The organism is Mesorhizobium sp. M7A.F.Ca.US.008.03.1.1 (assembly GCF_003997495.1).
GTDB lineage: Bacteria > Pseudomonadota > Alphaproteobacteria > Rhizobiales > Rhizobiaceae > Mesorhizobium.
On record NZ_RZRU01000007.1, the window covers coordinates 97128 to 123103 of the forward strand.

The 25976-nt window shown below is 62.5% G+C and carries 24 protein-coding genes and 1 tRNA gene; 13 read left to right on the forward strand and 12 right to left on the reverse strand.

The genetic code is table 11. The features are described 5' to 3' along the window. Positions 1–177: 177 nt before the first annotated feature. Both EOA16_RS11620 and EOA16_RS11625 read left to right on the forward strand, forming a co-directional pair. Positions 178–1959, forward strand: coding sequence for a glucan ABC transporter ATP-binding protein/ permease (locus EOA16_RS11620; RefSeq protein WP_127258082.1), 1782 nt, complete (start codon positions 178–180; stop codon positions 1957–1959). Positions 1960–2145: 186 nt separating this feature from the next. Further along, positions 2146–2910 carry a heme ABC transporter permease gene (locus EOA16_RS11625; protein WP_127258084.1) on the forward strand — a complete coding sequence of 255 codons (765 nt, stop codon included), beginning with the start codon at positions 2146–2148 and terminating at the stop codon, positions 2908–2910. A 29-nt stretch (positions 2911–2939) separates the two neighbouring features. Here EOA16_RS11625 and EOA16_RS11630 read toward each other — a convergent pair whose 3' ends face one another. Further along, positions 2940–3998: a D-TA family PLP-dependent enzyme gene (locus tag EOA16_RS11630; protein WP_164754236.1), complete on the reverse strand. Its 1059-nt coding sequence runs from the start codon at positions 3996–3998 to the stop codon at positions 2940–2942. A gap of 236 nt (positions 3999–4234) precedes the next feature. Here EOA16_RS11630 and EOA16_RS11635 point away from each other — a divergent pair, with 236 nt between their 5' ends. Further along, the gene (locus EOA16_RS11635; protein WP_127258087.1) at positions 4235–4921 is read left to right on the forward strand and encodes a D-lyxose/D-mannose family sugar isomerase; all 687 of its coding nucleotides are present in this window, start codon (positions 4235–4237) and stop codon (positions 4919–4921) included. A 69-nt stretch (positions 4922–4990) separates the two neighbouring features. On the opposite strand, the gene EOA16_RS11640 is transcribed toward EOA16_RS11635, so the two are convergent. Next, a complete protein-coding gene (locus tag EOA16_RS11640; protein ID WP_127258088.1) occupies positions 4991–5995 on the reverse strand; it encodes a L,D-transpeptidase in 1005 nt (334 codons plus the stop codon). Positions 5996–6295: 300 nt separating this feature from the next. On the opposite strand from EOA16_RS11640, the gene EOA16_RS11645 reads away from it, so the two are divergent. Beyond that, entirely contained in the window at positions 6296–6517 is a 222-nt protein-coding gene (locus EOA16_RS11645) for a hypothetical protein (protein WP_127258090.1), read from the forward strand. Between the two features lie 98 nt (positions 6518–6615). Here EOA16_RS11645 and EOA16_RS11650 read toward each other — a convergent pair whose 3' ends face one another. Both EOA16_RS11650 and EOA16_RS11655 read right to left on the reverse strand, forming a co-directional pair. Then, positions 6616–8295, reverse strand: coding sequence for a hypothetical protein (locus tag EOA16_RS11650; RefSeq protein WP_127258091.1), 1680 nt, complete (start codon positions 8293–8295; stop codon positions 6616–6618). Positions 8296–8323: 28 nt separating this feature from the next. Then, positions 8324–8974 carry a hypothetical protein gene (locus EOA16_RS11655; RefSeq protein WP_127258093.1) on the reverse strand — a complete coding sequence of 217 codons (651 nt, stop codon included), beginning with the start codon at positions 8972–8974 and terminating at the stop codon, positions 8324–8326. An 838-nt stretch (positions 8975–9812) separates the two neighbouring features. Here EOA16_RS11655 and EOA16_RS11660 point away from each other — a divergent pair. From EOA16_RS11660 to EOA16_RS33110, 3 genes are all read left to right on the forward strand, one after another. Further along, on the forward strand, positions 9813–10547 hold the full coding sequence (locus tag EOA16_RS11660) for a Crp/Fnr family transcriptional regulator (RefSeq protein ID WP_127258094.1): 735 nt from the start codon (positions 9813–9815) through the stop codon (positions 10545–10547). Positions 10548–10581: 34 nt separating this feature from the next. Further along, positions 10582–10854: a hypothetical protein gene (locus tag EOA16_RS11665; protein WP_127258096.1), complete on the forward strand. Its 273-nt coding sequence runs from the start codon at positions 10582–10584 to the stop codon at positions 10852–10854. 171 nt (positions 10855–11025) lie between these two features. After that, complete coding sequence (locus EOA16_RS33110; protein WP_127258097.1) at positions 11026–11268, forward strand: hypothetical protein; 243 nt, start codon at positions 11026–11028, stop codon at positions 11266–11268. A gap of 230 nt (positions 11269–11498) precedes the next feature. Here EOA16_RS33110 and EOA16_RS11675 read toward each other — a convergent pair. Both EOA16_RS11675 and EOA16_RS11680 read right to left on the reverse strand, forming a co-directional pair. Further along, positions 11499–11572, reverse strand: a tRNA-Gln gene (locus tag EOA16_RS11675). A gap of 176 nt (positions 11573–11748) precedes the next feature. Beyond that, the gene (locus EOA16_RS11680; RefSeq protein WP_127258099.1) at positions 11749–12681 is read right to left on the reverse strand and encodes a lysylphosphatidylglycerol synthase domain-containing protein; all 933 of its coding nucleotides are present in this window, start codon (positions 12679–12681) and stop codon (positions 11749–11751) included. A 377-nt stretch (positions 12682–13058) separates the two neighbouring features. On the opposite strand from EOA16_RS11680, the gene EOA16_RS11685 reads away from it, so the two are divergent. Further along, positions 13059–14417, forward strand: a complete 1359-nt coding sequence (locus tag EOA16_RS11685) for a Ppx/GppA phosphatase family protein (RefSeq protein WP_127258100.1) — start codon at positions 13059–13061, stop codon at positions 14415–14417. Between the two features lie 237 nt (positions 14418–14654). Beyond that, positions 14655–15401 (forward strand): RlmE family RNA methyltransferase, encoded by a 747-nt coding sequence (locus EOA16_RS11690; protein WP_127258102.1) that lies wholly within the window; start codon positions 14655–14657, stop codon positions 15399–15401. A 7-nt stretch (positions 15402–15408) separates the two neighbouring features. Here the strand turns inward: EOA16_RS11690 and EOA16_RS11695 are convergent, their stop codons facing one another. Both EOA16_RS11695 and EOA16_RS11700 read right to left on the reverse strand, forming a co-directional pair. Continuing rightward, positions 15409–16830: an MFS transporter gene (locus EOA16_RS11695; protein WP_127258104.1), complete on the reverse strand. Its 1422-nt coding sequence runs from the start codon at positions 16828–16830 to the stop codon at positions 15409–15411. Positions 16831–16917: 87 nt separating this feature from the next. Next, the gene (locus EOA16_RS11700) at positions 16918–17133 is read right to left on the reverse strand and encodes a hypothetical protein (RefSeq protein WP_127258106.1); all 216 of its coding nucleotides are present in this window, start codon (positions 17131–17133) and stop codon (positions 16918–16920) included. Here EOA16_RS11700 and guaB point away from each other — a divergent pair. Genes guaB through EOA16_RS11715 form a run of 3 tightly spaced genes read left to right on the forward strand, consistent with a single transcriptional unit; the run spans position 17120 to position 19653 of the window. Further along, positions 17120–18622 (forward strand): IMP dehydrogenase, encoded by a 1503-nt coding sequence (gene guaB, locus EOA16_RS11705; protein WP_127258107.1) that lies wholly within the window; start codon positions 17120–17122, stop codon positions 18620–18622. The two genes, EOA16_RS11700 and guaB, sit on opposite strands and share 14 nt — an antisense overlap. Positions 18623–18665: 43 nt before the next feature. Continuing rightward, positions 18666–19196: a hypothetical protein gene (locus EOA16_RS11710; protein ID WP_164754229.1), complete on the forward strand. Its 531-nt coding sequence runs from the start codon at positions 18666–18668 to the stop codon at positions 19194–19196. A 37-nt stretch (positions 19197–19233) separates the two neighbouring features. Next, positions 19234–19653: an MAPEG family protein gene (locus EOA16_RS11715; RefSeq protein ID WP_127258111.1), complete on the forward strand. Its 420-nt coding sequence runs from the start codon at positions 19234–19236 to the stop codon at positions 19651–19653. Between the two features lie 51 nt (positions 19654–19704). On the opposite strand, the gene rnd is transcribed toward EOA16_RS11715, so the two are convergent. The 3 genes from rnd to EOA16_RS11730 form a co-directional block, all read right to left on the reverse strand. Beyond that, complete coding sequence (gene rnd / locus EOA16_RS11720) at positions 19705–20856, reverse strand: ribonuclease D (RefSeq protein ID WP_127258112.1); 1152 nt, start codon at positions 20854–20856, stop codon at positions 19705–19707. Positions 20857–20931: 75 nt separating this feature from the next. After that, entirely contained in the window at positions 20932–22176 is a 1245-nt protein-coding gene (locus tag EOA16_RS11725) for an MFS transporter (RefSeq protein WP_127258114.1), read from the reverse strand. 160 nt (positions 22177–22336) lie between these two features. After that, the gene (locus EOA16_RS11730; protein ID WP_127258115.1) at positions 22337–22615 is read right to left on the reverse strand and encodes a hypothetical protein; all 279 of its coding nucleotides are present in this window, start codon (positions 22613–22615) and stop codon (positions 22337–22339) included. A gap of 196 nt (positions 22616–22811) precedes the next feature. Between EOA16_RS11730 and aspS the strand changes: the two genes are divergently transcribed. After that, positions 22812–24602, forward strand: coding sequence for an aspartate--tRNA ligase (gene aspS / locus EOA16_RS11735; protein ID WP_164754237.1), 1791 nt, complete (start codon positions 22812–22814; stop codon positions 24600–24602). Positions 24603–24717: 115 nt separating this feature from the next. Here the strand turns inward: aspS and EOA16_RS11740 are convergent, their stop codons facing one another. After that, positions 24718–25908, reverse strand: coding sequence for a hypothetical protein (locus tag EOA16_RS11740; protein WP_127258118.1), 1191 nt, complete (start codon positions 25906–25908; stop codon positions 24718–24720). Positions 25909–25976 lie beyond the last annotated feature (68 nt).

Sequence of the window (25976 nt, forward strand, 5' to 3'; positions counted from 1 at the left end):
CTGACATTTTACCTGTCTTCTCAAACCGTTAGGTGATCACGGCAGATTTCGGAACGTCGCCATCTTTTGTTCGCTCTGAGGGAACTGAAGGGGTACACGGCCATTGTTTTGCGACGTATCAACCGGTACGAGTCAAATGATGCAGTGCACAATAAACAGCGTGGCGGAGTAACTGGGGTGACCCTTCTGCAAATCTACTGGCGAGCTCTCGGTTATCTGGCCGCGGACAGGAAACGCGTTGCGTTGATCTGTTCGGCCAACGTGGCTCTCGCCATCGTAGCGCTTCTCGAGCCGATCATGTTCGGCCGCGTCATCGGCGCCATCTCCGAGCGCGGCTCTGTCTTCACCACGCTGGTCATGTGGGCCGGTCTCGGCGCCTTCAACATCGTTGCTTTCGTCATGGTGGCGCGCGGCGCCGATCGCTTTGCCCACAAGCGGCGCAGCGAGGTGCTTTGCGAGTCGTTCGAGCGCGTGATCACCATGCCGCTCGCCTGGCACCATCAGCACGGCACTTCCAATGCGCTGCACACGATGCTGCGCGCCGTCGAAACCCTGTTCAGCCTTTGGCTTGAATTCATGCGCCAGCATCTGTCCACGGCTGTCGCTCTCGTGCTGCTGGTCCCGACCGCGATCAGCATGGACCTGCGCATGTCGCTGGTGCTGCTTGGCCTCGGACTGCTCTATGTCGGCATCGGCCGGATGGTCATGCGCCGCACCAAGGCGGGTCAGGCTGCGGTCGAGCGCCACTACCACAAGGTGTTCGCGCATGTGACCGACTCGGTCAGCAACGTTGCGGTGCTACAGAGCTACAATCGCCTCGGCCACGAGGCCGATACGCTGCGCCGCTACGTCAAGAACCTGCTCGACGCGCAGAACCCTGTTCTCGACTGGTGGGCGCTGGCCAATGCCTTGCACCGTCTGTCATCGGCAATCTCGATGCTGATCGTGTTGTCGATCGGCTCCTATCTTGTCACTCATGGTCAGTTGGGTGTCGGTGACGTCATCGCCTTCACCGGTTTTGCCACGATGTTGATCGCTCGCCTCGACCAGATGTCGGCTTTCGCCAACCAGATTTCCGAGGCCCGTGCCAAGCTCGAGGATTTCTACCATCTCGAGGACTCCGCGGCTGATGCCGCCGAGCCGGACGGGTTGCGCGATCTTGCCAACGTCACCGGCCATGTCCGCTTCGAGAATGTCGGCTTCGAATTCGCCAATTCCGGCCAAGGCATCGACGACGTGTCCTTCGAAGTGCAGGCGGGCCAGACCGTCGCCATCGTGGGCCCGACGGGCGCCGGCAAGACCACGCTCATCAACCTGCTGCAGCGTGTCTTCTCGCCGTCTCATGGCCGTATCCTGATCGACGGCATCGACACCCGCACCGTGACCCGCAAGTCGGTGCGCCATTCGATCGCCACCGTGTTCCAGGATGCCGGCCTGCTCAACCGCTCGATCGAGGACAACATCCGTGTTGGCCGCGCCGATGCAAGCAATGACGAGATCCATGCCGCCGCCAATGCGGCTGCCGCACAGGACTTCATCCTGTCCAAGAGCAATGGCTACGACACGGTGGTTGGCGAACGTGGCGGGCAGCTGTCGGGCGGCGAACGTCAGCGCATCGCCATTGCCCGCGCCGTGTTGAAGGACGCACCGATCCTGGTGCTGGACGAGGCGACCAGTGCGCTCGATGTCGAGACCGAGGACCGCGTCAAGGAAGCGATCGACGAACTGCGCCGCGACCGCACCACCTTCATCATCGCCCACCGCCTGACCACCGTTCGCGACGCCGATCTGGTCGTGTTCATGGACAAGGGCAGGGTGGTGGAGATGGGCGGCTTCACCGAGCTGTCCCTGCGCAATGGCCGCTTTGCCAGCCTGTTGCGCGCCGGCGGCCTGCTCAATGACGAGGAGGTTCGCCGCCTCAGCCGCACCGTGCAGCAACAGCAGGAAGCGGCTGCCTGATTTTCTTTCTTTACCTCCCCCTTGTGGGGAGGTCGGAGCCATAGGTCGGGGTGGGGATACAGGCGCCACCGCCGCTCTCCCACCCCGCTGCTTCGCAGCGTCCCTTTCCACAAGGAGGAGGGTGAGAAGACCTGCGACACCACCGCTCGATTGCCCCGAACGCCGCAGCGGTTTATGTAGAACCGCATGAGCGACACGACTTCACGTCTGACCGGCTGGATGGATGTTGCCAACCCGACGCGCTTCGTCGGGCTGGCGGACAAGGTCGTGCCATGGCTGGCCACGATCGCCACACTGATCCTCGCCGTCGGGCTCTATATGAGCTTCGCCGCGCCTGAGGATTTCCAGCAAGGCATCACCGTCCGTATCATGTACATCCACGTGCCCTTCGCCTGGCTGGCCATGATGTGCTACACGCTTATGGCGGTCTCGGCGCTCGGCACGTTGGTCTGGCGTCATCCGCTGGCCGATGTCGCCCTGAAATCCGCAGCTCCCATCGGCGCCGTCTTCACCGCGCTGGCGCTGATCACCGGCTCGATCTGGGGCAAGCCGATGTGGGGCACCTGGTGGGTCTGGGATGCGCGTCTGACCTCGGTGTTCGTGCTGTTCCTGATGTATCTCGGCATCATCGCGCTGACCCGCGCGCTCGACGATGCCAGCCGCGCCGCCTGGGCCGCCGCCATCATCACGCTGGTCGGCTTCATCAACATCCCGATCATCAAATTCTCGGTCGACTGGTGGAACACGCTGCATCAGCCGGCCTCGGTGTTCCGCATGGGCGGCTCCACCATCGACCCCAGCCTGCTATGGCCGCTTCTGGTGATGGCGCTCGGCTTCACCGTGCTGTTCTTCGCGCTGCACCTGATGGCGATGCGCACCGAAATCCGCCGCCGCCGGGTCATCGCCATGCGCAGGGTCGCGGCTCGGCAGGCGGAGCGGCCGCCGGCCTGAGCTCTCAACTTTAAGCTTGCAGAAACGTCTCACCCCATCCTTCCGCGCGCCGCCACCGGCAGCGTTTCCAGCACCTTGTCGCCTTCGATCAGATTGACCTCGTTGAACAAATTGGTGACGACGCAGCAATGGTCGGGCACGACACGCACGCGCTCGCCGATGCGCAGCTTGCCACCGCCCGAAAGCGTGACGGTGCCGTGCTCCTCGCTCAGGCTCGTCACCCGCGCTCCCGATACGCCGAGCAACTCGCCGAAATCGGCGAGACCCAGCGTGTCGCTGGACAGCGCCTTGCTGCCGGCATCGAGGATAGCGCGCGTCGCCGTGGGATGGCTGACCACCGTCGACAGCACCGTCAGCGCGCAGTCGTCGAGGCCGCCGACGCCTTTGGCGACCTGATAGCGGTCGAGATAGATGTAGGTGCCTGGACGATACTCCGTGACCACCGATGCCTCATTGGAGCGCCACATATCCGGAGTGCCGCCGCTGGAGATGCGTTCGCAGGCGATCCCTGACGCGGCCAGCGCCTGCTTGGCCCCGGCGAGCCAGGCTTCGGCCTCCACTGCCCGCCCGGCGGCCGGGTAGGTCATCAGTCCGCCGAAGGCGAGGCCACCGGCTCTGTCGATCTGCCTTGCCAGCGCAACCGCTTCATCAGCCGACTGCACGCCGCAGCGTCCCATGCCGGTGTCGCATTCGACAAGCACCTGCAAACGATGGCCGGCATCGGTGAAGGTGGTTGCAAGCCCTTCGAGCGTCTCCATGCTGTCGGCTGTCACCGACAGGGTGACGCGCCCGTGCAGCGCCAGAAGCCGTTCCAGCTTGGCGCGCCCAAGGATGTTGTAGGGAAGAAAAATATCGGTCAGCCCGGCATCGGCCATCACCTCGGCCTCGCCGATCTTCTGGCAGGTGATGCCAACGGCGCCGGCCGCTACCTGCTTCTTCGCCCAGTAGGGCAATTTGTGCGTCTTGATATGCGGCCTGAGCTTCAGCCCGTTCTTGTCGGCATGCGCCTGGGCGCGGGCAATGTTGGCTTCCGCGCGCGCGGCGTCGATCAGGATCGATGGCGTATCGAGGTCGTGGACGGTCGGCATCATCTGTTATCCTGTGAAAATACGCAGCGGTTATGGCCTCGAACGGGCGCGATGTCACGCGGCCAGCGGACCCGATCTGTGGTCCATGCCAAGGCACAAGGCGGCAAATGGATCGACACCGGAACGGCGTTCGGCTATGCGATTTGCCAATGCATGTCGCCCAAAAGTGTGCAGCGGTTTTGGGATCACGACATGCACGCTAACAATCCCAAAGCCGGCACGAAGGGACCAGGATCATGAAACGCTCCGCCATCAACGACATCATCCGCGAAGCCGACGCTTTCATCCGCTCGTTCGGCTACATCATGCCGCCCTTCGCCTATTGGTCGCCGCAAGAGGCGAAGGCGCGTCAGGTCGACTCGTCGGCCGTATTCACCTCGCGGCTCGGCTGGGACATCACCGATTACGGGCAAGAGAAATTCAGGGAACTCGGCCTGTTCCTGTTCACCGTTCGCAACGGCCGCTACGAGGACATGAAGAAGGGCATGGGCATGCTCTATGCCGAGAAGATCATGATCTCACGCAAGGATCAGCTGTCGCCGATGCACCGCCACAATATCAAGGCCGAGGACATTATCAACCGTGGCGGCGGCAAGCTGGTGCTGGAACTGTTCATGCACGACCGCGACGGCGGCATCGATCCCAAGGCGGAGGTTTCGGTGCCGGTCGACGGTACCATCCACAGGCTGCCTGCGGGCGGGCTCCTGAAGCTCGACCCGGGCCAGAGCGTCACGCTGCTGCCCGGCGTCTGGCATGCTTTCTGGGCCGAGGGCAAGGACGTGCTGATCGGCGAGGTCTCGACCGTCAATGACGATCTCACCGACAATGTGTTTCGCGAACCGATCGGCCGTTTTTCCAACATCGACGAGGACGTCGCCCCGGTGCACCTGCTGGTGTCCGACTACGAGAAGTGGCTGGGGTAGGGGTCGCCGCCCCACGCCCTCGGTAACGCCAGTCAGACGGCCGAAAGCGGGTTAGCCTGTAGCGCCTAGCTACTGCGATCCTTGTTCGGCCGATCCTGCCGCTTCGTCCTTGAAGACGACCTTTGTGCCTTTTTGCACTTCGGAGGCGAGGTCTTCGGCATCCCAGTTGGTCAGCCTGATGCAACCATGCGAGAAGGTCTTTCCGATCTTGCCTGGGTCCGGCGTCCCGTGAATGCCATAGCTATCGATGGACAAGTCGATCCAGACCGATCCCACCGGATTGTTTGGTCCGGCAGCGATCGTGAAGGGGCGCTTGGTCTTCACCCCCTTGAACGCAAACTCGGGATCGTAGTGATAGGTTGGGTGGTGCACCACCCGTTTGACCTCCGCCTGGCCACTCGGCGCGGGCTTCTCCTGGCTCCCTATCGAGGCGGGGTACGTCGCAAGCACTTTGCCGGAAGGGTCGAGCACGCGAACCTGGCGAGCGCTCTTGTCGACCTCGACGTTCGCGATGTCTTGCGGCGGATCACCTCGGGTTACAGCCGGCACCAGCAGCTTTTGCCCCGCTTTCCTGAAGCCGATGCCGGGATTGAGCCGTTCAAGCAGTTGCTCGCTGATGTGGAAGCGCTCCGCCATCTTTTCCAAGGCATTGTGATAGGCCAGCCTGGGCAGACGGGCCATCCTCTCCATGCGCGCCGGAATTCGCTTGGTGAACGGTCCACGCACATCCTTGCGCGTCAACTCGTAGGACTCGATCGCGGGGCGCGAGGAGGTCGCGACCAGCTTGTCCCATGTCTCGCGGGTAAGCTTGCCGTCGGCAGGCAATCCGTTGGCCGCTTGAAACGCACCGACTGCCCGGGTGAAGTTCTCTGCTTGGCGGCCGTCGATCAGGCCTGGCGAGAAGCGTGCACGATCCAGGAGGATTTGCGCCTTCAGCACGGTCGCACTGACGCCTTTCGCTTCGCTATCGTCAAATTGGGCGTTGTTGACGGTGGCCGCGTCCAGTTTTGTCGCCGCCGTTGCGCCGCATGCCATGACGAGCATGGCGGCCGCGGCAAGAACGAGCCTGATCATGAGGTCACACTCCTGTACGAGCACCTGCTTCTATGACGTCGCACGGCCGATCTGGTTCCATTCCCCTGCAACTGAGTCCGGCTGCCGAGGGCCGATGCGCCGCAGCGAACCGGATCAGGAGCACCCGGCGGTGGCGCGGGTGCATTGTTGATAAGGGTCCGCCATCATCAAGATGGATGGCGACTCTCGTCGGTGCATGTGTTGGCTTCAAGCCGAAGCGCGGAGACCGGAGCGACGACAATGGGGCAGGGTTCCATTGAGCGTCTGTCCCCATAGGCTCGGCGATCGAGGAGAGCCAGGATGCAATTTCCTGTCCAGAAGAACAAAAGACCGGCTCAACCAGCCGAAGATGAGCGCCAGGCACGGCTTGAGAAAACAGCCAGGCTCAAGCAGCTTCGGTCCTATGCTTCCTGGCTTTCGTCTGACCCAAACGCCCAACTTCACGATGAGATAGACTGCTCCGTGCTGATCGAGGAAGGCGTGGAACGACGCGGCATGGAGCCTTGGCTGATCGGCAGGTGACAACCGGCGGCGAGGATTTCCACCGCCAACGACGATCTGCCCGACAATTTGTTTGGCGAGCCGATCGGCCGCAACAGTGGCGACAGGCCGGCTTCGCGTCAGTGACAGCAGCCTTGCTGCGCGCTCGTCCTGCACAGGCACGACGAGGTGATCGGCACGTCCGCCTTGGCCAGCGCCGCGGCAAGCCTTGTCTGCAATGTCGGCAATTCATCAGTCTCGCCGCGCCGTTTCAGGCATTCCACCAGCCCGTGCAATGCCCAGACATTGTTCGGATGCCGGGCGCAGCGCTGCACCTTGCCGCTCAGGCCCAGATCGTCGCGATAGACCTGTTCTGCTTCCAGCGCGTGGCCCTGGTCGAGAAGCAGCGCGGCCAGCGCATGGCGCGGCGGGTGCATCCACGCCCACGGCTCGGTGTAGGACAGGTTGTCGTCAAGCTCGACCGCCTGCCGCAAATGGCCGTACGCCTCCTCATGCCGGCCCTGATGATACGCCAGCTCGCCGTCGAGCAGGGCGGCACCGACAGCCAGCGAGGCTTGCGTCGGGTTGCTGAGGAAGCGCCGCTCGGGCGCAATGCCTTCCAGCTGCTGATGGAATTTTTCGCGCGCGCTCTCGGCTTGAGCGAATTGCCCAAGCGTCGCATGCGCCACACCCTTGGCGTAGTGCTGCATGGCCGCCGTCAGCACATAGAGGCCCGGCTCGCCGGTTTCAGGCTCGTCGATGATCTCCTGCCAGCGGCCGAAGCGCACCTGCACATGCGATTTCATGGCATGGTAGCCTTCCACCGTCTGCGTGAGCTTGGGCCGGCCCTGGATGGCGACCACGTCGCGCGCGACCAGGCTGCGCACCTTGTCGGCGGCCCACAGCGCAGGCTGGTACTGGCCAAGGAACATGCAGGTGAACATCATCAGGTGCAGATCATGGCAGCAGCCGAGCAGATAGTAGGTCGGCTCGTCCGCATAGGCGAGATAGAGATCGTTGGCGCGCACCGCCTTTTCGCTGGCCCGTTTGGCTTTCTCATACTCGCCGCATAGCACATAGATGTGCCCCGGCATGTGGTTCATATGCCCGGCATCGGGGCACATTTCGCCGAGCAGATCCGCTGACCGCATGCCGCGTTCCGGCATGGTGGACATTTCCAGGAGATGGATGTGCAGGTGGACGATCGCCGGATGTTGTGCTGCGCCGGCCTCATCGGCAAGCCGGATCGACCGCTCGCAGACGTCGAGCGCCTCGACGACATCGGAATTCGGCGCCGGCGCCCCGGTCTTGAGGTTCCACAGCCGCCGCACGGTGCGCATCATCAGCGCTTCGACCAGCAGTGCCATCACATCATGGTCGTCGGGAAAGTCCCTGTAGACAAGCCTCATCGCGGCGGCATAGGCATCATCCCATCGTTCGAATTCCTCGGGGCTCACCCGGTGCGGCTTCTGAAAGCGGGCGGCCAGCGCCTCGATCAGCCGCTTCTCGATCTCACTGGCGGAAGCCGTATTGGCACGGGCCAACTGGACATGCTCGAAGCAGCGCTTCGTCGCACTGTCGGCTTCGGCCTCGCCGTGCTCCTTCCAGGTCAGATTGTAGAAAGGCCCGGCAGCATAGGCGATGCCCCAGTGGACCATCGGGCAGTGAGGATCCGTCTCCAGCGCCTTCTGAAAACACTTGATGCCTTCCTCATGGTTGAAGCCGTAGCACCAGTTCAGCCCGATATCGAACCAGCGCTGGGTCTCGGCCGAGCGCGTGGAGGTAGGGCGGCGGTAGGTGCCGAGGTCGAAGCGGTCCATGTCTTCCATTCAAGTTTGGGCTGTTGTTCTAGATATTACCGCCACCGCTGGCTGGTCCCTTAAGCAGCGCCTCATTTTGCCAGCCGGCGAGCTCAGGCAGGTCGTCCAGCCAACTTTTTTCCGTCATCGGGGCATCGCCGGCCTGCGGAGCAGCCTCGGTGGCGTTTCGAATGAGCCAGTCCATCCACTTCCGATAGGCAACCTGGTCCAACTGGGGCGGCAACACCTTGGCCTTGGCCAGCATGCGTTTGCGGAAACTAACCTGCCGGCGGAGTTTCGTCGTCGTGAATTTGATGGCCTTGCCCCGGTATTCGACCGTCCAGCGCTCATCCCCATGGCTGGTCAGCCTGTCGATGGCGAAGCCGACGTCCACTGGCCTATCCCGCCACGGAAGCTCGACCGCATTCTTCCTCAGATCGAGTGCCCATCGCCTGTAGTCGGTCCCGGTACGCTGGGGCGGCAGCACCCCAGCCTGTTCGAGTATCTTCCTGCGGAAGGTCGGCTGCTTCTTGAGCTGGCCTGTCGCCAGCTCGATGCGATGCCCACGGAATTCGACATGCCAGCGGATCCTCCCATTGCCGAAATACTTGACCAGCCTGTCGATGGCGAACTCGTCTTCGGAGAGCGTCACGCAGCCTTGGCTGATGCGTCCGAGAATGTACTGGCTATCAGTGAGCATGACGCGGCCTCGTGGAGGAGCCTTTCATGAAGCTTCACTAAGGCGCACGCAACGACCAGGCAATCTCGCCTTCCATGATTCCGTCGCATATTGCGTGACGGAGTAGGCGACCGACGCATAAGAGCGCGCGTGAAGCACCTGCGCGGCGAGGCTGCGGCACGGTCGGTGAAGGATTTTCGGGAACAGAAATCAGGCGCGCGCTAGGCTTTCAGCCGCTGCCATTGCCTATTCCGCAGCGCCACTGCGGTAAGAAAGCTAAGGCTGAGAAGCCTTTACGGTAAGGCTGTGTTTCTTGGCGAAGAACTCGACGAGTAGGCGTGGTCTTCAGAGGCGGGCTCGCAACTGCTTTGGGCTTTCCCATGCGGATAGTGTGTAGCGTCGACCTGGAAAAACAACGCCGGCTCGGTCGATGGTTTAACGTGGGATCGAGCGCATTTCGATGTCCGCCCGATTTGACTCGCTAAATCCTGTCAAAAGCGTACAACGCGGTGTCGTCAGTTGAAGCATCATGCGCTGACGCGTGGGAGCGACCATCACAAGGCGCCCCGCCTTCGGCCCGATATCTCGAGCGCTCTTGCACGTGACTTCGGGGCCACCGATCGCCATTCAAAGGAACAATATCGCGGGTCGACTTTTGGTCGTTCCTCGACATTGCGGGAACGCGCCTGCTTCACAAGCGCCTTTTCCCGCTCGGAAGGCAGGGTGACTAATGTCAGTTTCGTACCAAGCCGGACTTCCGGGGTCCAATAGACTAATTTGCGCTGCGTCGTCTGCAGAAGGCCCCGGGGCGCAGACAGCCGAGGGACCGCGTGCTCTTGCCCTTTTTGAAAGAAGAGCCATGGACCGGCAAATCGAGCCGAACAAGAACGCGTTGTTGCGCCGCCTCGCACCTGCTGATTTGAGCCTCCTTGTGCCGCATCTTCGCGATACGTTTCTAGAGTTGCGTAGCCCTCTGGAAAATGCCGGCAAGCCGATCGAGTTCGTCTATTTTCCTCAGAATGGCCTCGCCTCGGTGGTGGCAAAGAAGCGGGCAAACGTCGATGCAGAGGTTGGGATTATTGGTTTTGAGGGCATGACCGGCTCAGCCCTTGTAATGGGCGACGACCGCGCCACGCACGATTGCTTTATTCAGATGGCCAGCGAAGCCCTGATGATGGAGGCGTCGCGATTCGAAGCTGCTCTAGAGACGAGCAAAACGCTTCGGCCGTTTCTGCTTCGATACGTTCACGCCTTTCACATCCAGGCCACATACACCGCGATGGTCAACGCGCGATCCAACATCGAAGAGCGCCTCGCACGGTGGCTGCTCATGTGTGACGACCGTATCGTCGGCAATCGGCTGGGCATTACCCACGAGTTTTTGTCGATGATGCTTGGGGTGAGACGACCAGGAGTTACGATTGCCCTACAAGTCCTGGAAGGACGAGGCTTCATCCAGTCCCGGCGCGGCGAAGTCGTTATCCGCAACCGCGAAGGCCTGATCGATCTCGCGGATGGCGGTTACGGGGACTCGGAGGCTGAATACAAACGCCTTTTGGGTGATCTCGAAATTCAGCCGCAGATTGTCGCGTAGTGGGAACCAACACTGCAGGCGCGAGTTTGGGCAAATGCCCCTGTACTATTTCGATGTCGACGACAACGGCACGGTTTACCCCGACGATGAGGGCTCTGATTGTGATACCTTCGATCGGGTAAAAGAAGAGGCCATCCGCGCCCTTGTTGAAATGATCCAGAATAGCCTGCCGGATGGGGATCGTCATAAGCTGGTGATCAAGGTACGTGATGACCGCGGCGGCGTTGTCCTACAGGTCTCGTTAAACTTTGAGGTCCAAGCAGAACACCGTTCCCATGGGGGTAGCTCGCCGGATTCCCACGTCTAGTTCGTTGCCACTGGCGCGGCGAGCAAGGCCGGGCCGCAGCCTCCGATCCAGCACCCGCTTTGCACTTTCGACATGTTGATTTCCTCGACCTTTCGCCGTCTAAGCCTTTACAGGGAACGGCTACTGTAGGAATATTGTCCTCGGGTGGGGCGACTCTCAAAAGGTGTCGCAATGGCTAGGTCAAAACCCTCAAAGCAATTATCAGAGGCTGAAGTCGATCGCTTTCTGATGGCAGCGGAAGCGCTGCACCTAAGCATCATTAAGCCATTCATATCGCCGCATTGCGACCACTACAGGCAGACTCGCGTCCTGCATGAGGTGTTGTTGAAGACCGTGCGGGACGTCACCGGTAAGGAAGTCGAGTTCATCCGGTGGAACACTACAGGGCCGGTTAGGCCGCCGACGGTGGGATAACGCGCTCAGCCACAGGATCATTGCGCTTCAAAATGAAGACCTAAAGCCCTCGGCGCAGTCGGTGACATATCCGATGATACATAGGTGAGCTTTTAGGATTCCGGGCTGCGTGGGTGAACAGCAGCACGATAAACAGAACGACCAATAGATGAAAACCCGGCCAAGAAACCGTACAACCGAACGTCGCCGGCGTCGGGAAGTTCCGCACTGGTAGATGCTTGAGAAATGTCTGGCTGGGGAACCTGGATTCGAACCAGGACTAACGGAGTCAGAGTCCGTGGGTCTACCGTTAACCTATTCCCCAGCAGGCGCGGTCATGAACCGTGCGGGCCGAGCGGGCAAGCCGCTGTAAGCGCTGCCTTGTAGCCGCCAGCGGAAAATAGTCAAGCCTGCTCTGCGGTTCAATGGCACGTTTCGTCAGGTGATTTCCGACGCCACACTTCAGATGCCGGCGCGCGACCGCCGGGTCCATCCCACGCCTCAAGGTTCGCTCCGGCTGAATTGCGAGCGTTCGAAGAACAGCACGACGCCCAAGCCCAGAATCAGCGGGATGATCAGGTAGAACAGCCGGAACACAAGCAGTGCCGCCAGCACGCCGACCGGATCCATGTCCGACAGGCCAGCGAGAAACACCACCTCGAACACGCCGAGCCCGCCCGGCGCGTGGGAGATCTGCGCGATCGAGAAGGAGACGAGGAAGACGCCCAGTATGACGAAGTAGCCGGGATTGTGGGCTTCGGGCAGGGCAAAGAAGATGATCGCGGCGGCGGCCAGCAACTCGATCGGGCCGATCAACAACTGCCGGGCGACGATCGGCAGCGCCGGATAATGGAGCTGAAAGCTGGCGATCTTCAGCGGGCGCAGATGCAGCCAGCTGCCGAAGACATAAGCGGCGACGAGCAGCAGCATCGCGATACCGGCCGCTTCCGACAGGCCGTGATGGGCGATGCCGGAAAACCGGTCGAGTACCTCTGGCTCGAACACCAGAACGAGGCCGGAGGCGAGAATCGTCGACAGCACGAATGTGATCCAGCAGACCGCCACCAGCACGCCGACATCCTGTCCGGTCAGGCCCCTGGTGCCGTAGGCGCGGTAGCGGATGACGGCGCCCGAAAACACCGAACCGCCGATGTTGTGCGACAGCGCATAGGTGGTGAAGGAGCACAGTGTGACGAACAGCCACGACACGCGCTTGCCGATATGCAGGAGCGCGATGTGGTCGTAACCGGCGAGCGAGGCATAGGCGATGATCGAACTCAGCGCGGCAAGAACCCAGCCGCGGGTCGGAATGGCCGTGATGCCGTCCCAGACGTCGTCGAGTGAAACGCCGCGCAATTCGTGCCAGAGCAGCAGCAGCGAGAAGATCACGGCGGCAATGCCGACGACCGGCCAGAAATAGCGTCTCCAGTTCATTGCCTGACTGCCATGCGTTGCGGGTCCGCTTCCTTTTCCGTGGCTGGTGGGAGGCCGGCTGTGCCGGATTCTTCCGCTCATTTCAGAAATGCCTCATCGAAGCCGGCTATTCAACCGCGAACCCTTGTCGCAGCGGCGGCCGGCAAGATTTGTCCGTCGTGAGCGGCCGAAGAGATGCCGGCAGGCGTTGTGCCGGCAACTGCGGCGTGCGGATACATCACGCGGCCGCGCCGGAACGGCGGTCAGCGGCCTGCCGGCAAAATTCGGCATGCGGCTCTTGGTGATCGGGCGCGGCGCTGTTAGTCTGGCGGCAACTTAAAACATTGAAGCGCCTGCTGCGTCCATCATAGGCTCGCGCGGCGCCGGAAGGAACGACAGTGGAAGACCACGACACCGGCGCTGGCGCGCCGGAGGTGGGCGTGTCCAGCGCTTCCCAGGGGTCGGCTGGCCCGGGGAACGCAAGCTGGCAGCAACGCCGCCCGACGGAGTTCCGCTCCGCAGACGGGCAGGCGGGCGACGCACCCCACAAAGGCAAGCCCAAGAAGCGGCGCAAGCGAAGGCGCGGGCGCAAGGTTTTTGCGCGCGACGAAGCGCGTCCCGCGGAGAATCGATCGCTGGCGCCAGGCAAGAATGGTGCCCCGGCGGCGGAGGCCCACAGACCGGCGGAATCGGCGGTCTCGCCCGCCGCTGTTGTGCCGCGGCCGGAACAAGGCGCCCGTCGGACGCCGGTCCAGGAGCTTCCGGTGTTTGCGGCGCTTGACCTCGGCACCAACAATTGCCGGCTGTTGGTCGCCGTGCCGACACGGCATGGCCAGTTCCGCGTCATCGACGCCTTCTCTCGCATCGTCCGGCTGGGCGAGGGGCTCACCGCCAATGGCCGGCTCGGCCAGCCGGCGATGGACCGCGCGGTCGAGGCGCTGAAAATCTGCGGCGACAAATTGCGCAACCGCAAGATCAGAAAAGCCCGGCTGATCGCCACCGAGGCCTGCCGCACGGCCGAAAACGGCGTCGAGTTCATCGACCGCGTCGAACGCGAGGCTGGCCTGAAGCTCGAGATCATCGACCGCCAGACCGAAGCGCGGCTGGCGGTGTCCGGCTGCGGCTCGCTGGTCGAGCGCGACACCCAAGGCGTCGTCCTGTTCGATATTGGCGGTGGCTCGTCCGAAATCGCGCTCATCGATCTCGCAGGCCGCCGTTCGCCAAGGTTGGCCAATCATATCGTGTCGTGGACGTCGCTGCCGGTCGGCGTCGTCTCGCTGGCCGAGCGCTTTGGCGGCCGCACGGTGACGCGCGAGATCTTCGCCGCCATGGTCGACGATGTAGCCGGCCGGCTGGCCAGCTTCGACGGTCGCGATCGGCTGAGCCATCTCAAGGCGAGCCCGAATTTCCATCTGCTGGGCACGTCCGGAACGGTGACGACGCTCGCCGGTGTCCACCTTGAGCTCGAGCGCTACGATCGCCGCCGTGTCGATGGGCTGTGGATGGACCGCGACAGCGTCGATCGCATGGTCGAAAGACTGGTTGGCTGGGATTTCCAGCAGCGCTGCGCCAACCCTTGCATCGGTGCCGATCGCGCCGATCTGGTACTGGCCGGCTGTGCTATCCTCGAAGCGATCCGCGCCGTATGGCCGTCCGAGCGGCTGCGAGTCGCCGATCGTGGCTTGCGCGAAGGCATTTTGAGCGAATTGATGGCCGATGATGGCGTCTGGCGCAATGATGGGCGTGGCAGAGCATGATTCAGTGAGCAGTCGACCCCCACTCCGTCGAGCTGCGCTCGACACCTCTCCCCCCGATCGACGGGGGAGAGGAAAGGCGCGAGTTCGCCGGCCCTGGCTCCTTTCCTCTCCCTCCGGAGGGGGGAGAGGTGGCGCTGCGAAGCGGCGACGGAGTGGGGGAAGCCATTCACGAAACGCACAGTCGCCGAAAAAGGCCACAACTCCGCGAGCGAAAAAACTCAGGCAAGAAACTAGCCAATGACCAAGAAACCGGAAAAACCAGGATCAGCCAGCATTCGTGTGCTGAAGACGCGGATCAAGAAGAAGAGCGGGCTGAAGGAATCGTCGCGCCGCTGGCTGCAGCGCCACATCAACGATCCTTATGTCCAGCGCTCCAAGGCTGATGGCTATCGCTCGCGCGCGGCCTACAAGCTGATCGAGATCGACGACAAGCATCATCTGCTGAAACCCGGCATGAAGGTGATCGATCTCGGCGCCGCCCCCGGCGGCTGGTGCCAGGTCGCCGCCGCGCGGACGAAATCGACGGCCGACAAGCCGCATGTCATCGGCATCGACTATCTCGAAATGGACGCCGTGCCCGGCGCACCGGTGCTGCTGATGGATTTCCTCGATCCGGCTGCGCCGCAGAAGCTGGCCGAGGCGCTGGGTGGGGATCCCGATATCGTGCTGTCAGACATGGCGGCACCGACCACAGGCCACAAGCGGACCGACCATATCCGCACCATGCATCTGTGCGAGGTGGCCGCCGATTTCGCGCTGTCGGTGCTGAAGCCGGGCGGGCATTTCCTTGCCAAGACCTTCCAGGGCGGCGCCGAAAACGAGCTGCTCTCCATGCTCAAGAAGAACTTCCGCTCCGTCCATCACGTCAAGCCGCCGGCGTCGCGGGATGAATCGGTCGAGCTCTATTTGCTGGCCAAGGATTTTAAAGGGCGGGAGCCGCCGTCAGGCGAATCGGGCCGTCCAGAAGGCGAGCCCGAAGCGTAGGCTGCCATCAGTTGCCGGGTGGGCTCACCGTTTCCAGCGTCTTGGGTGTTGTCAGCCGGCCGTGACCGGAGATGGCGTTGCCGGCATCGGGCGCCAGCCGGACGAAGGACAGCGATGCCGCCGCCGAGACCGCTGCAACGATGAAGAAGGCAATGTGGAAGTCGTCCAGCGACAGCGGGCCGCCATGGATCGACGTCGATACTTCCAGGATTCCGCCGGCCAGCGCCACGCCGAGCGCGACCGACAACTGCTGGAACACTGCTGTAATCGGCGTCGCCTTGCTGGTGTCTTCAGCCGAAACCTCGGCATAGGCGAGCGCATTGACGCCAGTGAAGAACATCGAGCGGATGAAGCCGCCGACGAGCAGCATGGCCAGCATCAAGAGATAGGGTGTGTCGGGTGTGAACAGGCCGTTGATGGCGATCGAGGCCGCGGCGACCAGCGAACCGACAACCAGAACGCGGCGGAAGCCGGCGACGCGGAAGATCAGCGCGGTGACGAATTTCATGCCGATGGCGCCGATTGCAGAGACGAAGGTGATCATGCCGGACTGGAACGGCGTCAGCCCAAAGCCGATCTGGAACATCAGCGGCAGCAGGAACGGCACAGCACCAATGCCGATGCGGAACAGCCCGCCGCCAAGCACCGAGGAGCGGAACACCTGGTTGCGGAACAATTCGAGCGCCAGCAGCGGGTTTTTGGCGCGGCGTGCGTGCAAGAGGTAAAGCGCACCCGACAGCAGGCCAACCGCTACGGTGATGACCCCGATGATTGGCGGCAGGTAGGGCAAGCTGACCACCGACAGGCCGAACACCACGCCCGATGCCGCCAGCCCGCTCAGCACGAAGCCGATGAAATCAAGCGGCGGGGTCTGCGCGGGTTCGATCTCCGGGAGGAAACGGGTCGCCAGCCAGATGCCGACCACGCCGATCGGCACATTGATCAGAAAAATCCAGTGCCAAGTGAAGTAGGTGGTGATGAAGCCGCCGACGGGCGGCCCGACCAGCGGCCCGACCAGTGCCGGAATGGTCAGCCAGGACATTGCCGCGACGAGTTCGCTTTTCGGTGTCGCGCGCACCAGCACCAGCCGCCCGACCGGTGTCATCATGGCGCCGCCAATGCCTTGCAGGAAGCGCGAGACCACGAAAGCCGGCAGCGAACCGGAGAGCGCGCAGGCGATCGAGCCGACGATGAAGACGGCGATTGCGGCGCGAAACACGTGCTTGGCGCCGAAACGGTCGGCCATCCAGCCGCTGACCGGAATGAAGATCGCCAGCGATACCAGATAGGCGGTCAGCGCCAGCTTGAGCGCGATCGGGCTGGTGTGGATATCGACGGCAATCGCCGGCAGCGATGTGGCGATAACAGTCGAATCCATGTTTTCCATGAAAAGGGCGACCGCCAGGATGAGCGGGATGGTGCGGTTCAAGGAACGCGTCCAGACTTGAATGTTGCGTTGCCGGTTGCATGTCGGCCTTGAGGCGGGCGGTTACCATGCCTTCGCCGGGATGTCGCATTAATTTGCTGTCACTTTTGTGCGACCGGCAACCACAGGTGGCATCCCTTCGCCGATAAAGTCACCTTTCCGGGAGCGTGAAATCATCGGCTTTTCATCGGCGCCGGGACGTGTTACCAGCCAGCGCCAATCCTGAAAGGGAAGAAACGAGTCGGCGCTGTCCATTCCGGTCCAGCGCTTTTTTGTATTCCGAGGGCTGGCCATGGCAAAAATCATCGAAACGTCCACCGGCGCATTGGCGCTGACCTTTGACGACGTGCTGCTGCAGCCGGGCCATTCCGAGGTCATGCCTGGCGAGACCGATGTGCGCACCCGCATCGCCGGCGACATCGACCTCAACGTGCCGATCCTCTCGGCGGCGATGGACACCGTCACCGAGGCGCGGCTTGCCATTGCCATGGCCCAGGCCGGCGGCATTGGCGTCATCCACCGCAATTTCTCGCCGGCCGAACAGGCCGAGCAGGTGCGGCAGGTCAAGAAATTCGAATCCGGCATGGTGGTCAATCCCGTCACCATCGGCCCCGACGCGACGCTCGCCGACGCGCTGGGCCTGATGCGCAGCTATTCGATCTCCGGCATTCCGGTGGTCGAGAACGGCGGCAGCGGCGGCCACAAGATCGGCCGGCTGATCGGCATCCTGACCAATCGCGACGTGCGCTTTGCGTCCGATCCGGCGCAGAAGGTCCATGAACTGATGACTCGTGACAACCTGATCACGGTCAAGGAGAACGTCGACCAGGACGAGGCCAAGCGGCTTCTCCATCAACACCGCATCGAAAAGCTGGTCGTCGTCGACAGGCAAGGCAACTGCGTCGGGCTGATCACGGTCAAGGACATCGAGAAGTCGCAACTCAACCCGCACGCCTCCAAGGACTCGCAAGGCCGCTTGCGCGCCGCCGCCGCCACCAGCGTCGGCGATGACGGTTTCGAGCGCGCCGAACGCCTCATCGATGCCGGCGTCGACCTTCTGGTGATCGACACTGCGCATGGCCACTCACAACGCGTGCTCGACGCCGTCACGCGGGCGAAAAAACTATCCAACTCGGTCCGCATCCTGGCCGGCAACGTCGCCACCGCCGCGGGCACGCAGGCGCTGATCGACGCCGGTGCGGACGCCGTCAAGGTCGGCATCGGCCCGGGTTCCATCTGCACCACCCGTATCGTTGCCGGCGTCGGCGTGCCGCAGCTCTCGGCCATCATGTCGGCGGTCGAAACGGCGCACAAATCCGGCGTCTCGGTGATCGCCGATGGCGGCATCAAATATTCCGGCGATCTGGCCAAGGCGCTCGCCGCAGGCGCCAGTGCGGCCATGATCGGCTCGCTGCTGGCCGGCACCGACGAAAGCCCGGGCGAGGTCTATCTGCACCAGGGCCGCTCCTTCAAGGCCTACCGCGGCATGGGCTCGGTCGGCGCCATGGCCCGCGGCTCCGCCGATCGCTACTTCCAGGCCGAGGTGCGCGACACGCTGAAACTGGTCCCGGAAGGCATCGAAGGGCAGGTTCCCTACAAAGGACCTGTGTCTGGCGTGCTGCACCAGCTTGCGGGCGGCCTGAAAGCCGCTATGGGTTATGTTGGTGGCCGCGACCTTGCCGATTTCCGCGAGCGCGCCACCTTTGTGCGCATATCCAACGCCGGACTTCGTGAAAGCCACGCCCATGACGTCACGATTACCCGCGAAAGCCCGAACTATCCCGGCGGAGCCTGACCAGTACGGGCTCGGGCGGAGCCTGACAGCGACGGTCCTGCGGTTGTCGCGCCACGCGGGCGCACTCTGTTTCCTGTCGGCGGTGGTTTTCATCGCCATGACGGCACTGGAATTCTTCTATTTCCGCCAGTTGAGCGGCGGCTTGCCGTCACTCGACACGCGTGTTTTCGGCTTCACGCCCGACGAAGGCATGGCCTGGCTGACGGCGCTCGGCCGGCGCGGCGGCGAGATCATTCTCGTCTGGCACTATCTGACCTTCGATCTGTTGTTCCCGGCGCTGCTGTCGGTGACGCTGGTCAGCCTGATCCTGGCCGCCGGCCGGCGATTGAAGGCTTTCCGCGTGCTGCCGGCGCAGCTGCAGTCGATCTTCGCGCTGGTCCTGGTGCTGCCCTACACGCTTGCCGACTACGCCCAGAACATCGCGGTAGCGCGGCTTCTGTCCGATTTCCTGTCGGCGAACCCGGACTCGCTGTCTTTGGCTTCGGCGCTCACCGTCACCAAATTCGCGCTTTTCGCCATCCCGGTGATCGTCATTGCCGCCTTCTGGCTGGCAGGCCAGAAACGCCAGGCCTGATGCCGCGCGAAAAGCAGAGCCGCGTAGGGGACACTTCGTGAACCAGACCACGATCTTCTGGCCTGTTCTGGCGCATGTGCTGCTGATCTACATCGTCTACTGCGTCCTGGGTCGCCGCAGATACGGCGCAGTCAGGTCAGGCGAAGCCAAGGCCGGTCAGTTCAAGGTGCGCTCGACCGAGCCGGCCTCCAGCGTCACCGTTGCCGCCAATCTCACCAACCAGTTCGAACTGCCGGTGCTGTTCTATGTGCTGTGCCTGACGCTGCACCTGACCAACGGCGTCAACTATCTGACCCTGGCGCTGATGTGGATATTTGTCGCGTCGCGCTATTTCCATGCCTGGGTTCACCTGACCAGCAACAATCTGCTGCTGCGCAGCAGGTCATTCTTCGTCAGTGCGGTGATTCTCCTGCTGGGATGGATCTGGTTCGCGCTACACCTGCTCGGCGTGGTTTGAACAGACAGTTCTGCCTTCTCCCCAGCTTGCGGGAGAAGGAAGAACGCTCGTCTACAGGTCGAACACCGCGATCTTGCGCTTGTCGAACTTGATGCCGATCTCGCCGCGCACCAGTTTGAGCGCAGCCTCGCCGAACACCGCGCGCCGCCAGCCCTGCAGGGCCGGTACGTCGGCTTCCTCGCCCTCGGCGGCGATACGGTCGATGTCGTCGCTGGAGGCCAGCACCTTGGAGGCGACGCCTTCCTTTTCGGCGACGATCCGCAGCAGCACCTTCAACAGTTCCGCCGCGGCGCTCGAGCCCTCGGGCGGCTGGAAACTCTTTGGCAATTTCGGCATCTGCTCCTTGGGCAAGGCAAGTGCGGTGTTGACCGCGCCTAGCAGCGCCGTTGCCGTCGACGAGCGCTCCCAACCCTTCGGTGTCGTGCGCAGCTTGCCAAGGGCTGCCGTGTCGCGCGGCGCCTGCTGCGCCACCTCGTAGATCGCGTCGTCCTTGAGCACGCGGCCGCGCGGCACGTCGCGTTCACGCGCTTCGCGCTCGCGCCACGCCGCCACGCCCTGTACGATCGCCAGTTCCTGCGGCTTGCGCAGCCGCATCTTCAGCCGCTTCCAGGCGTCCTCGGGGTGCGGGTCATAGGTCTCGCGCGAGGTCAGGACCTCCATTTCCTCATTGAGCCAATGGGCGCGGTTTTCCCGCTCCAGTTCGGCGCTGAGGTGTTGATAGACCTCGATCAGATGGGTGACGTCGGCCAGCGCGTAGTCGAGCTGCTTGTCGGAAAGCGGCCGGTGGCGCCAGTCGGTGAAGCGTGATGACTTGTCGAGCCGCGCCCCGGTGATCCGCTGCACGAGCTGATCGTAGGAAACGCTGTCGCCGAAGCCGCAGACCATCGCCGCCACTTGCGTGTCGAACACTGGATGCGGAACCAGGTCGCCGAGATGGACGATGATTTCGATGTCCTGGCGCGCGGCGTGGAAGACTTTGATCACCGCTTCATTGGCCATCAGCCTGAAGAACGGCTTCAGGTCGATATCGGGCGACAGCGGATCGATCAGCGCCGTCACGCCGGGAGCGGCCATCTGGATCAGGCACAGGATCGGCCAAAACGTCGTTTCTCGAATAAATTCGGTGTCGACAGTGACGAAATCCGACTTTTCGAAAGCGGCGAGAACGGTCTCGAGTTCTTTCTGGGTGGTGATGACTTGCATCAAATCGCTTTTGGCAGGAGTAAGGTCTTCCTAGATTTCAGCCGCCGGGGCTTTCGTCAAGCTTTGGCACCGCCATCATGAGGTTCCCGGACCATCGGAATCGCCGTTTCTCCTGGCCAGCCGCGCGAAAACCGTGGAAGTGCGCAGAAGCGCGGTGAAGCGGCCGCGCCTGCCTGCCGGCACGCCGGACCGAGCCTGCATGCGGTAGAGGATGACGGCGATGAAGATCGCATAGACCACCGCGCTGAATACAAACAGGGCGCCCGGTCCGAAATATTGCATCGCCGTCGAGGCGGCGAACGGCCCGCCAATGGCGCCGAAGGAATAGAACAGCATCAAGGCCGCGTTGATCAGCACGAACTCGCCGGTGTCGGCGCGATCGTTGGAATGCGCCGCCGACAGCGAATAGAGCGGCATGGCGAAACAGCCGAAGATGAAGATGAGGATGAAGTTGAGCGCCGGATTGCTGCCGGCGATGAACACCAGCGCCAGCGCTGAAAGCATCGCGCAGCAGGTCGTCATCAGCAGCACCCGGCGCCGGTCCCAGCGGTCGGAGAGATAGCCGAGCGGATACTGGATGATGGCACCGCCGAAGATGCCGACGCTGACGAAGGTGACGACATCGGCGACCGACATGCCGATCTGCTCGGCATAGACCGGCGACAAGGTGCGAAAGGCGCTGTTGGTGACGCCGACGGCGATGCAGCCGAAGCAGCCCAGCGGCGAAATCCGCCAGACGCGCGCCAGGTCGAGCTTGACGTCCTCGGGCGGCGTCGGATTGGAGCGGTCGCCGAGCGAGACCGGCACCAGTGAGAGCGTGATCATCATCGACATGATGGCGAAGATGGCGAAACCGCCGGCGCCGAAGATCGGGATCAGGAACTGGGCTGATGTCACCGAACCAATATCGACCATCCGGTAGATCGCCAGCACGCGCGCACGGTCGTGGTTGCTGACGCCGGAATTCAGCCAGCTTTCGACGATCGTGAACAGCCCGGCGAAACAGAACCCCCCGGCAAAGCGCACCGCGCACCACATCACCGGATCGATCACCAGCACCAGGAGCAAGGTGCCGACCGAGGCGATCGCCGCCAGCGCCGAAAATGCCCTGATATGGCCGACCGCCTTCATGATGCGGGTGATGGCCAGGCAGCCGAGTAGGAAGCCGGCGAAGTAGAAGGTGCCCATCAGGCCGATGTCGGAAGCCGAAAACCCTTCCTGCGCGCCGCGCAGCGCGATCAGCGTGCTCTGCAGCCCATTGCCACCGAGCAGGATGCCGGCGGCGAGAAGGAGCGGGATCATCGGGCGGATGGAGGACATGAAGCAATCACGTGTCGGTGATCCCTTCTTGAACCATCGTCTTGGTCAATACCAGCTGCAATTCCCGGCAACTACAGCGAGGATATGTCCAATTCCTCGTAGAAGCTCCAAACGCTTATGAACGGGCCATCGTTCAGGGCCCTACTATAGAGGGTAAGGATTACCCTTTGTTGCCGGTGATCGCGCGGAACCAACTGGCCGATGATGAGCCGGAAACCGTCGGGAGGTATTCAACGCCAAATTGCCGGTCCAGGTCGATCCGATCGTAGTCGATTGCCAGGCGCGAGCCATCGAACTGTTCCTGCATCGATTCGTCGTTTCCAAAGCCGCCGTCCGAGAGCGCCTTGAACCGCGCCCAATCGTCGATGCGAGCCGCGTCAAGCAGGTTGACGATGCGGCTGCGCTCTTGGGGCGTCAGAGAGAGCTTCTGGTTTTGCATACGCTGATCTCATTTGCAGCAAACGTAGCGGTAAAGGGTATCGCTATCCATTGTGCCGCCCAAGTTTACAACTGATGGCCTGCCCAACGCCGCTTGCCTTGACAAATCCGGCCTCCCATGCGCTTTTCGCGCAAATTTTGAGGCCGGGCTTGATGCTTCGGCCTGCAACCCAGCACCCCGGACTTTACCAATGACAATGCACCGTTACCGCAGCCATACCTGTGCCCAGCTGAGGAAGAGTGACGTCGGCTCGACCGTTCGCCTGTCGGGTTGGGTGCATCGCGTGCGCGATCATGGCGGCCTGCTCTTCATCGACCTGCGCGACAATTATGGCCTGACCCAGATCGTCGCCGATCCCGATTCTCCGGCCTTCAAGGTCGCCGAGACCGTGCGCGGCGAATGGGTCATCCGTGTCGACGGCGAGGTCAAGGCGCGCTTGCCCGAGACCACCAACGCCAATTTGCCGACCGGCGAGATCGAGATCTTCGCCCGCGAGATCGAAGTGCTGTCGGCGGCCAAGGAATTGCCGCTGCCGGTGTTCGGCGAGCCTGACTACCCCGAGGATATCAGGCTGAAATACCGCTTCCTCGATCTGCGCCGCGAGACGCTGCACAAGAACATCATTGCGCGGACGAAAATCATCGCGGAAATGCGCAAGCGCATGGGCGAGGTCGGCTTCACCGAATTCTCGACGCCGATCCTCACCGCCTCGTCGCCGGAAGGCGCGCGCGACTTCCTGGTGCCGTCGCGCATCCATCCCGGCACCTTCTACGCGCTGCCGCAGGCGCCGCAGCAGTACAAGCAGCTGATCATGGTGTCGGGCTTCGACCGCTACTTCCAGATCGCGCCCTGCTTCCGCGACGAGGACCCGCGCGCCGATCGTCTGCCCGGCGAATTCTACCAGCTCGACCTCGAAATGAGCTTCGTCGAGCAGGACGACGTGCTGTCGACCATGGAACCGGTGATGCGCGGGGTCTTCGAGACCTTCGCCAACGGCAAGCCGGTGACGCAGAATTTCCAGCGCATTCCCTATGATGTGGCCATGCGCAAATACGGTTCCGACAAGCCGGACCTGCGCAACCCGATCGAGATGCAGGCCGTTTCCGACCATTTTCGCGATTCCGGCTTCAAGGTGTTCGCCAACATCCTGGCCAACGACCCGAAGGCCGAGGTGTGGGGGATTCCCGCCAAGACCGGCGGCAGCCGCGCCTTCTGCGACCGCATGAACTCCTGGGCGCAGGGCGAAGGCCAGCCGGGCCTGGGCTATATCTTCTGGCGCAAGGAGGGCGACAAGCTCGAAGGCGCCGGCCCGCTCGCCAAGAACATTGGCGAGGAGCGCACGGAGGCGATCCGCCTTCAGCTCGGCCTGGCCGATGGCGACGCCGCCTTCTTCGTTGCAGGCGACCCGAAGAAGTTCGTCTCCTTTGCGGGGGCTGCGCGCACCCGTGCCGGCGAGGAGCTGAACCTTGTCGACCGCGAGCGTTTCGAACTGTGCTGGATCGTCGACTTCCCGTTCTTCGAGTGGAACGAGGAAGAGAAGAAGATCGACTTCGCCCACAACCCGTTCTCGATGCCGCAAGGTGGCATCGATGCGCTGAATGGCGAGGACCTGCTCGGCATCAAGGCGTTCCAGTACGACATGGTCTGCAACGGGTTCGAGATCGCCAGCGGCGGTATCCGCAACCATCTGCCCGAAACCATGGTCAAGGCGTTCGAGACGGTCGGGCTGGATCGCGCCACGGTCGAGGAGCGCTTCGGCGGCCTCTACCGTGCCTTCCAGTATGGCGCACCGCCGCATGGCGGCATGGCTGCCGGTGTCGACCGCGTCGTGATGCTGCTGCTCGGCGCCAGAAACCTGCGTGAGATCACCATGTTCCCGATGAACCAGCAGGCCTATGATCTGTTGATGAACGCACCGTCGGAAGCGAGCCCGCAGCAGCTTCGCGACCTGGCGCTGCGCGTTGCCGTGCCCAAGAAGGACGTCTGATCGCGCTTCGGGCGATGCTTTAAAGAACCGCCCGAACCGATTCTTTCGATTTGCTAATCCATAAAAAAGCCCAGCATCGCTGCTGGGCTTTTTCTTGATCTTGAGATCGCTTCGATCAGTCTTCGTTGGCCTTGACGGTGACGCCGAGCGTCTTCGGCAGGTCTAGCGGGTTGGACATGGCGCCCGCCATGATCAGCGCGAACGGCACGGACGCCGGCGGCTCGGCCGAGATTTCGAGGCTCTTCGGATCGTCGAGGAATTTGCTGACCGCGGCCGTAACCTGCGCAGTCAGTTCCGGATTGTTGAGCTGCGCCATGCCGAACGGCACGATCGCCTTGGCCTGGTTGGCGATGTCCTTACCGGACATGCCTTGCTGCTTGCCGACATAGTCCAGAACCTTGTTGGTCAGCGAATCGTCGTCGAAGCGGATTGAGGCGCTGTTGAACGAAAGCTGCTGCAACAGGCCTAGCATGGCCATCCCTTGCGCCGAATTGTCGGCGCCTTCAGGCTGTGCCGCCATCTTCTTCTGCATTTCCTGCAGCGACTTGATAAAGTCCAGTGTGTAGCCGCCGAGATTGAAGGTCATGCCGAGCGTGCCGGCATTCTCGACCGAGATGTCGTATTTCGACAGTTCCATCTTGCCGTCCGTGGGCTGCCAGGTGCCGGCCATTTCGAGATTGCCCGCGATGTTCTGGTAGCCGAGCGCGTTGATGACTTCCTTCGACTTGGGATCGTCCACCAGCGTCAGGTCGGCGTTGAACTTCTCCGTGGTGGCGGTGAATTCCATCGCCTTGCCGTCCGCCGGCGGCGTGATTTCGATGGCAAGTCCGTCCATCGAGAAGGCGGTCTTGTCGGCGACCTTGACGGTCATGTTCGAGAGTTCGGCTGACTTGTACATCATCAGCGAGCCGAGCGGGCCGGTTGCGCCGTCGGCCGGAACTGTCATGTCATGGATGACGAAGGGGCTGAGGTCGAGGGTGACGCCGTCCTTGCTGTGTGTGAAGGCAGCCGTCGATACTGTGGCGATGTCATAGCCGCCATTTGCCTCGGTCACACCTTCGAGTTTGACGTCACCGATGGGAAGCGCTTCCTTCTCCGCCGCCGGCTTGATGGCAACGCCCTGCAGCACCATGCTGGTGTTGTCGCCGGTCACCCCGGTCCAGGTGATGTCGACACCTTGTGCGACAAGCGCTGCCTTCAGCCGGTCGGCCACTGCCGTGTCCTGTGCGAGGGCCGCATTCAGCGGCAGCGTGAGCAAGAAGGTCGAAAAAGCCAGTTTCTTGAGAGTTGAGCGTTTGATTGTCATCGCAAGGTCCCTGAGAGTGTCCTGAAATTGTTTTTTCAATTATTTGCGCCATCACCATTCCGTGACGA

Bases quoted from the DNA above. Each gene is read 5' to 3' on its own strand.
- EOA16_RS11690 (WP_127258102.1), top strand. From the start codon at position 14,655: ATGACCAAGAAACCGGAAAAACCAGGATCAGCCAGCATTCGTGTGCTG.
- EOA16_RS11625 (WP_127258084.1), top strand. From the start codon at position 2,146: ATGAGCGACACGACTTCACGTCTGACCGGCTGGATGGATGTTGCCAAC.
- EOA16_RS11665 (WP_127258096.1), top strand. From the start codon at position 10,582: ATGCCCCTGTACTATTTCGATGTCGACGACAACGGCACGGTTTACCCC.
- EOA16_RS11635 (WP_127258087.1), top strand. From the start codon at position 4,235: ATGAAACGCTCCGCCATCAACGACATCATCCGCGAAGCCGACGCTTTC.
- EOA16_RS11730 (WP_127258115.1), bottom strand. From the start codon at position 22,615: ATGCAAAACCAGAAGCTCTCTCTGACGCCCCAAGAGCGCAGCCGCATC.
- EOA16_RS11700 (WP_127258106.1), bottom strand. From the start codon at position 17,133: ATGATTTTTGCCATGGCCAGCCCTCGGAATACAAAAAAGCGCTGGACC.
- EOA16_RS11680 (WP_127258099.1), bottom strand. From the start codon at position 12,681: ATGAACTGGAGACGCTATTTCTGGCCGGTCGTCGGCATTGCCGCCGTG.
- EOA16_RS11655 (WP_127258093.1), bottom strand. From the start codon at position 8,974: ATGCTCACTGATAGCCAGTACATTCTCGGACGCATCAGCCAAGGCTGC.
- guaB (WP_127258107.1), top strand. From the start codon at position 17,120: ATGGCAAAAATCATCGAAACGTCCACCGGCGCATTGGCGCTGACCTTT.
- rnd (WP_127258112.1), bottom strand. From the start codon at position 20,856: ATGCAAGTCATCACCACCCAGAAAGAACTCGAGACCGTTCTCGCCGCT.
- aspS (WP_164754237.1), top strand. From the start codon at position 22,812: ATGCACCGTTACCGCAGCCATACCTGTGCCCAGCTGAGGAAGAGTGAC.
- EOA16_RS11740 (WP_127258118.1), bottom strand. From the start codon at position 25,908: ATGACAATCAAACGCTCAACTCTCAAGAAACTGGCTTTTTCGACCTTC.
- EOA16_RS11645 (WP_127258090.1), top strand. From the start codon at position 6,296: ATGCAATTTCCTGTCCAGAAGAACAAAAGACCGGCTCAACCAGCCGAA.
- EOA16_RS11630 (WP_164754236.1), bottom strand. From the start codon at position 3,998: ATGCCGACCGTCCACGACCTCGATACGCCATCGATCCTGATCGACGCC.
- EOA16_RS33110 (WP_127258097.1), top strand. From the start codon at position 11,026: ATGGCTAGGTCAAAACCCTCAAAGCAATTATCAGAGGCTGAAGTCGAT.
- EOA16_RS11640 (WP_127258088.1), bottom strand. From the start codon at position 5,995: ATGATCAGGCTCGTTCTTGCCGCGGCCGCCATGCTCGTCATGGCATGC.
- EOA16_RS11650 (WP_127258091.1), bottom strand. From the start codon at position 8,295: ATGGACCGCTTCGACCTCGGCACCTACCGCCGCCCTACCTCCACGCGC.
- EOA16_RS11725 (WP_127258114.1), bottom strand. From the start codon at position 22,176: ATGTCCTCCATCCGCCCGATGATCCCGCTCCTTCTCGCCGCCGGCATC.
- EOA16_RS11660 (WP_127258094.1), top strand. From the start codon at position 9,813: ATGGACCGGCAAATCGAGCCGAACAAGAACGCGTTGTTGCGCCGCCTC.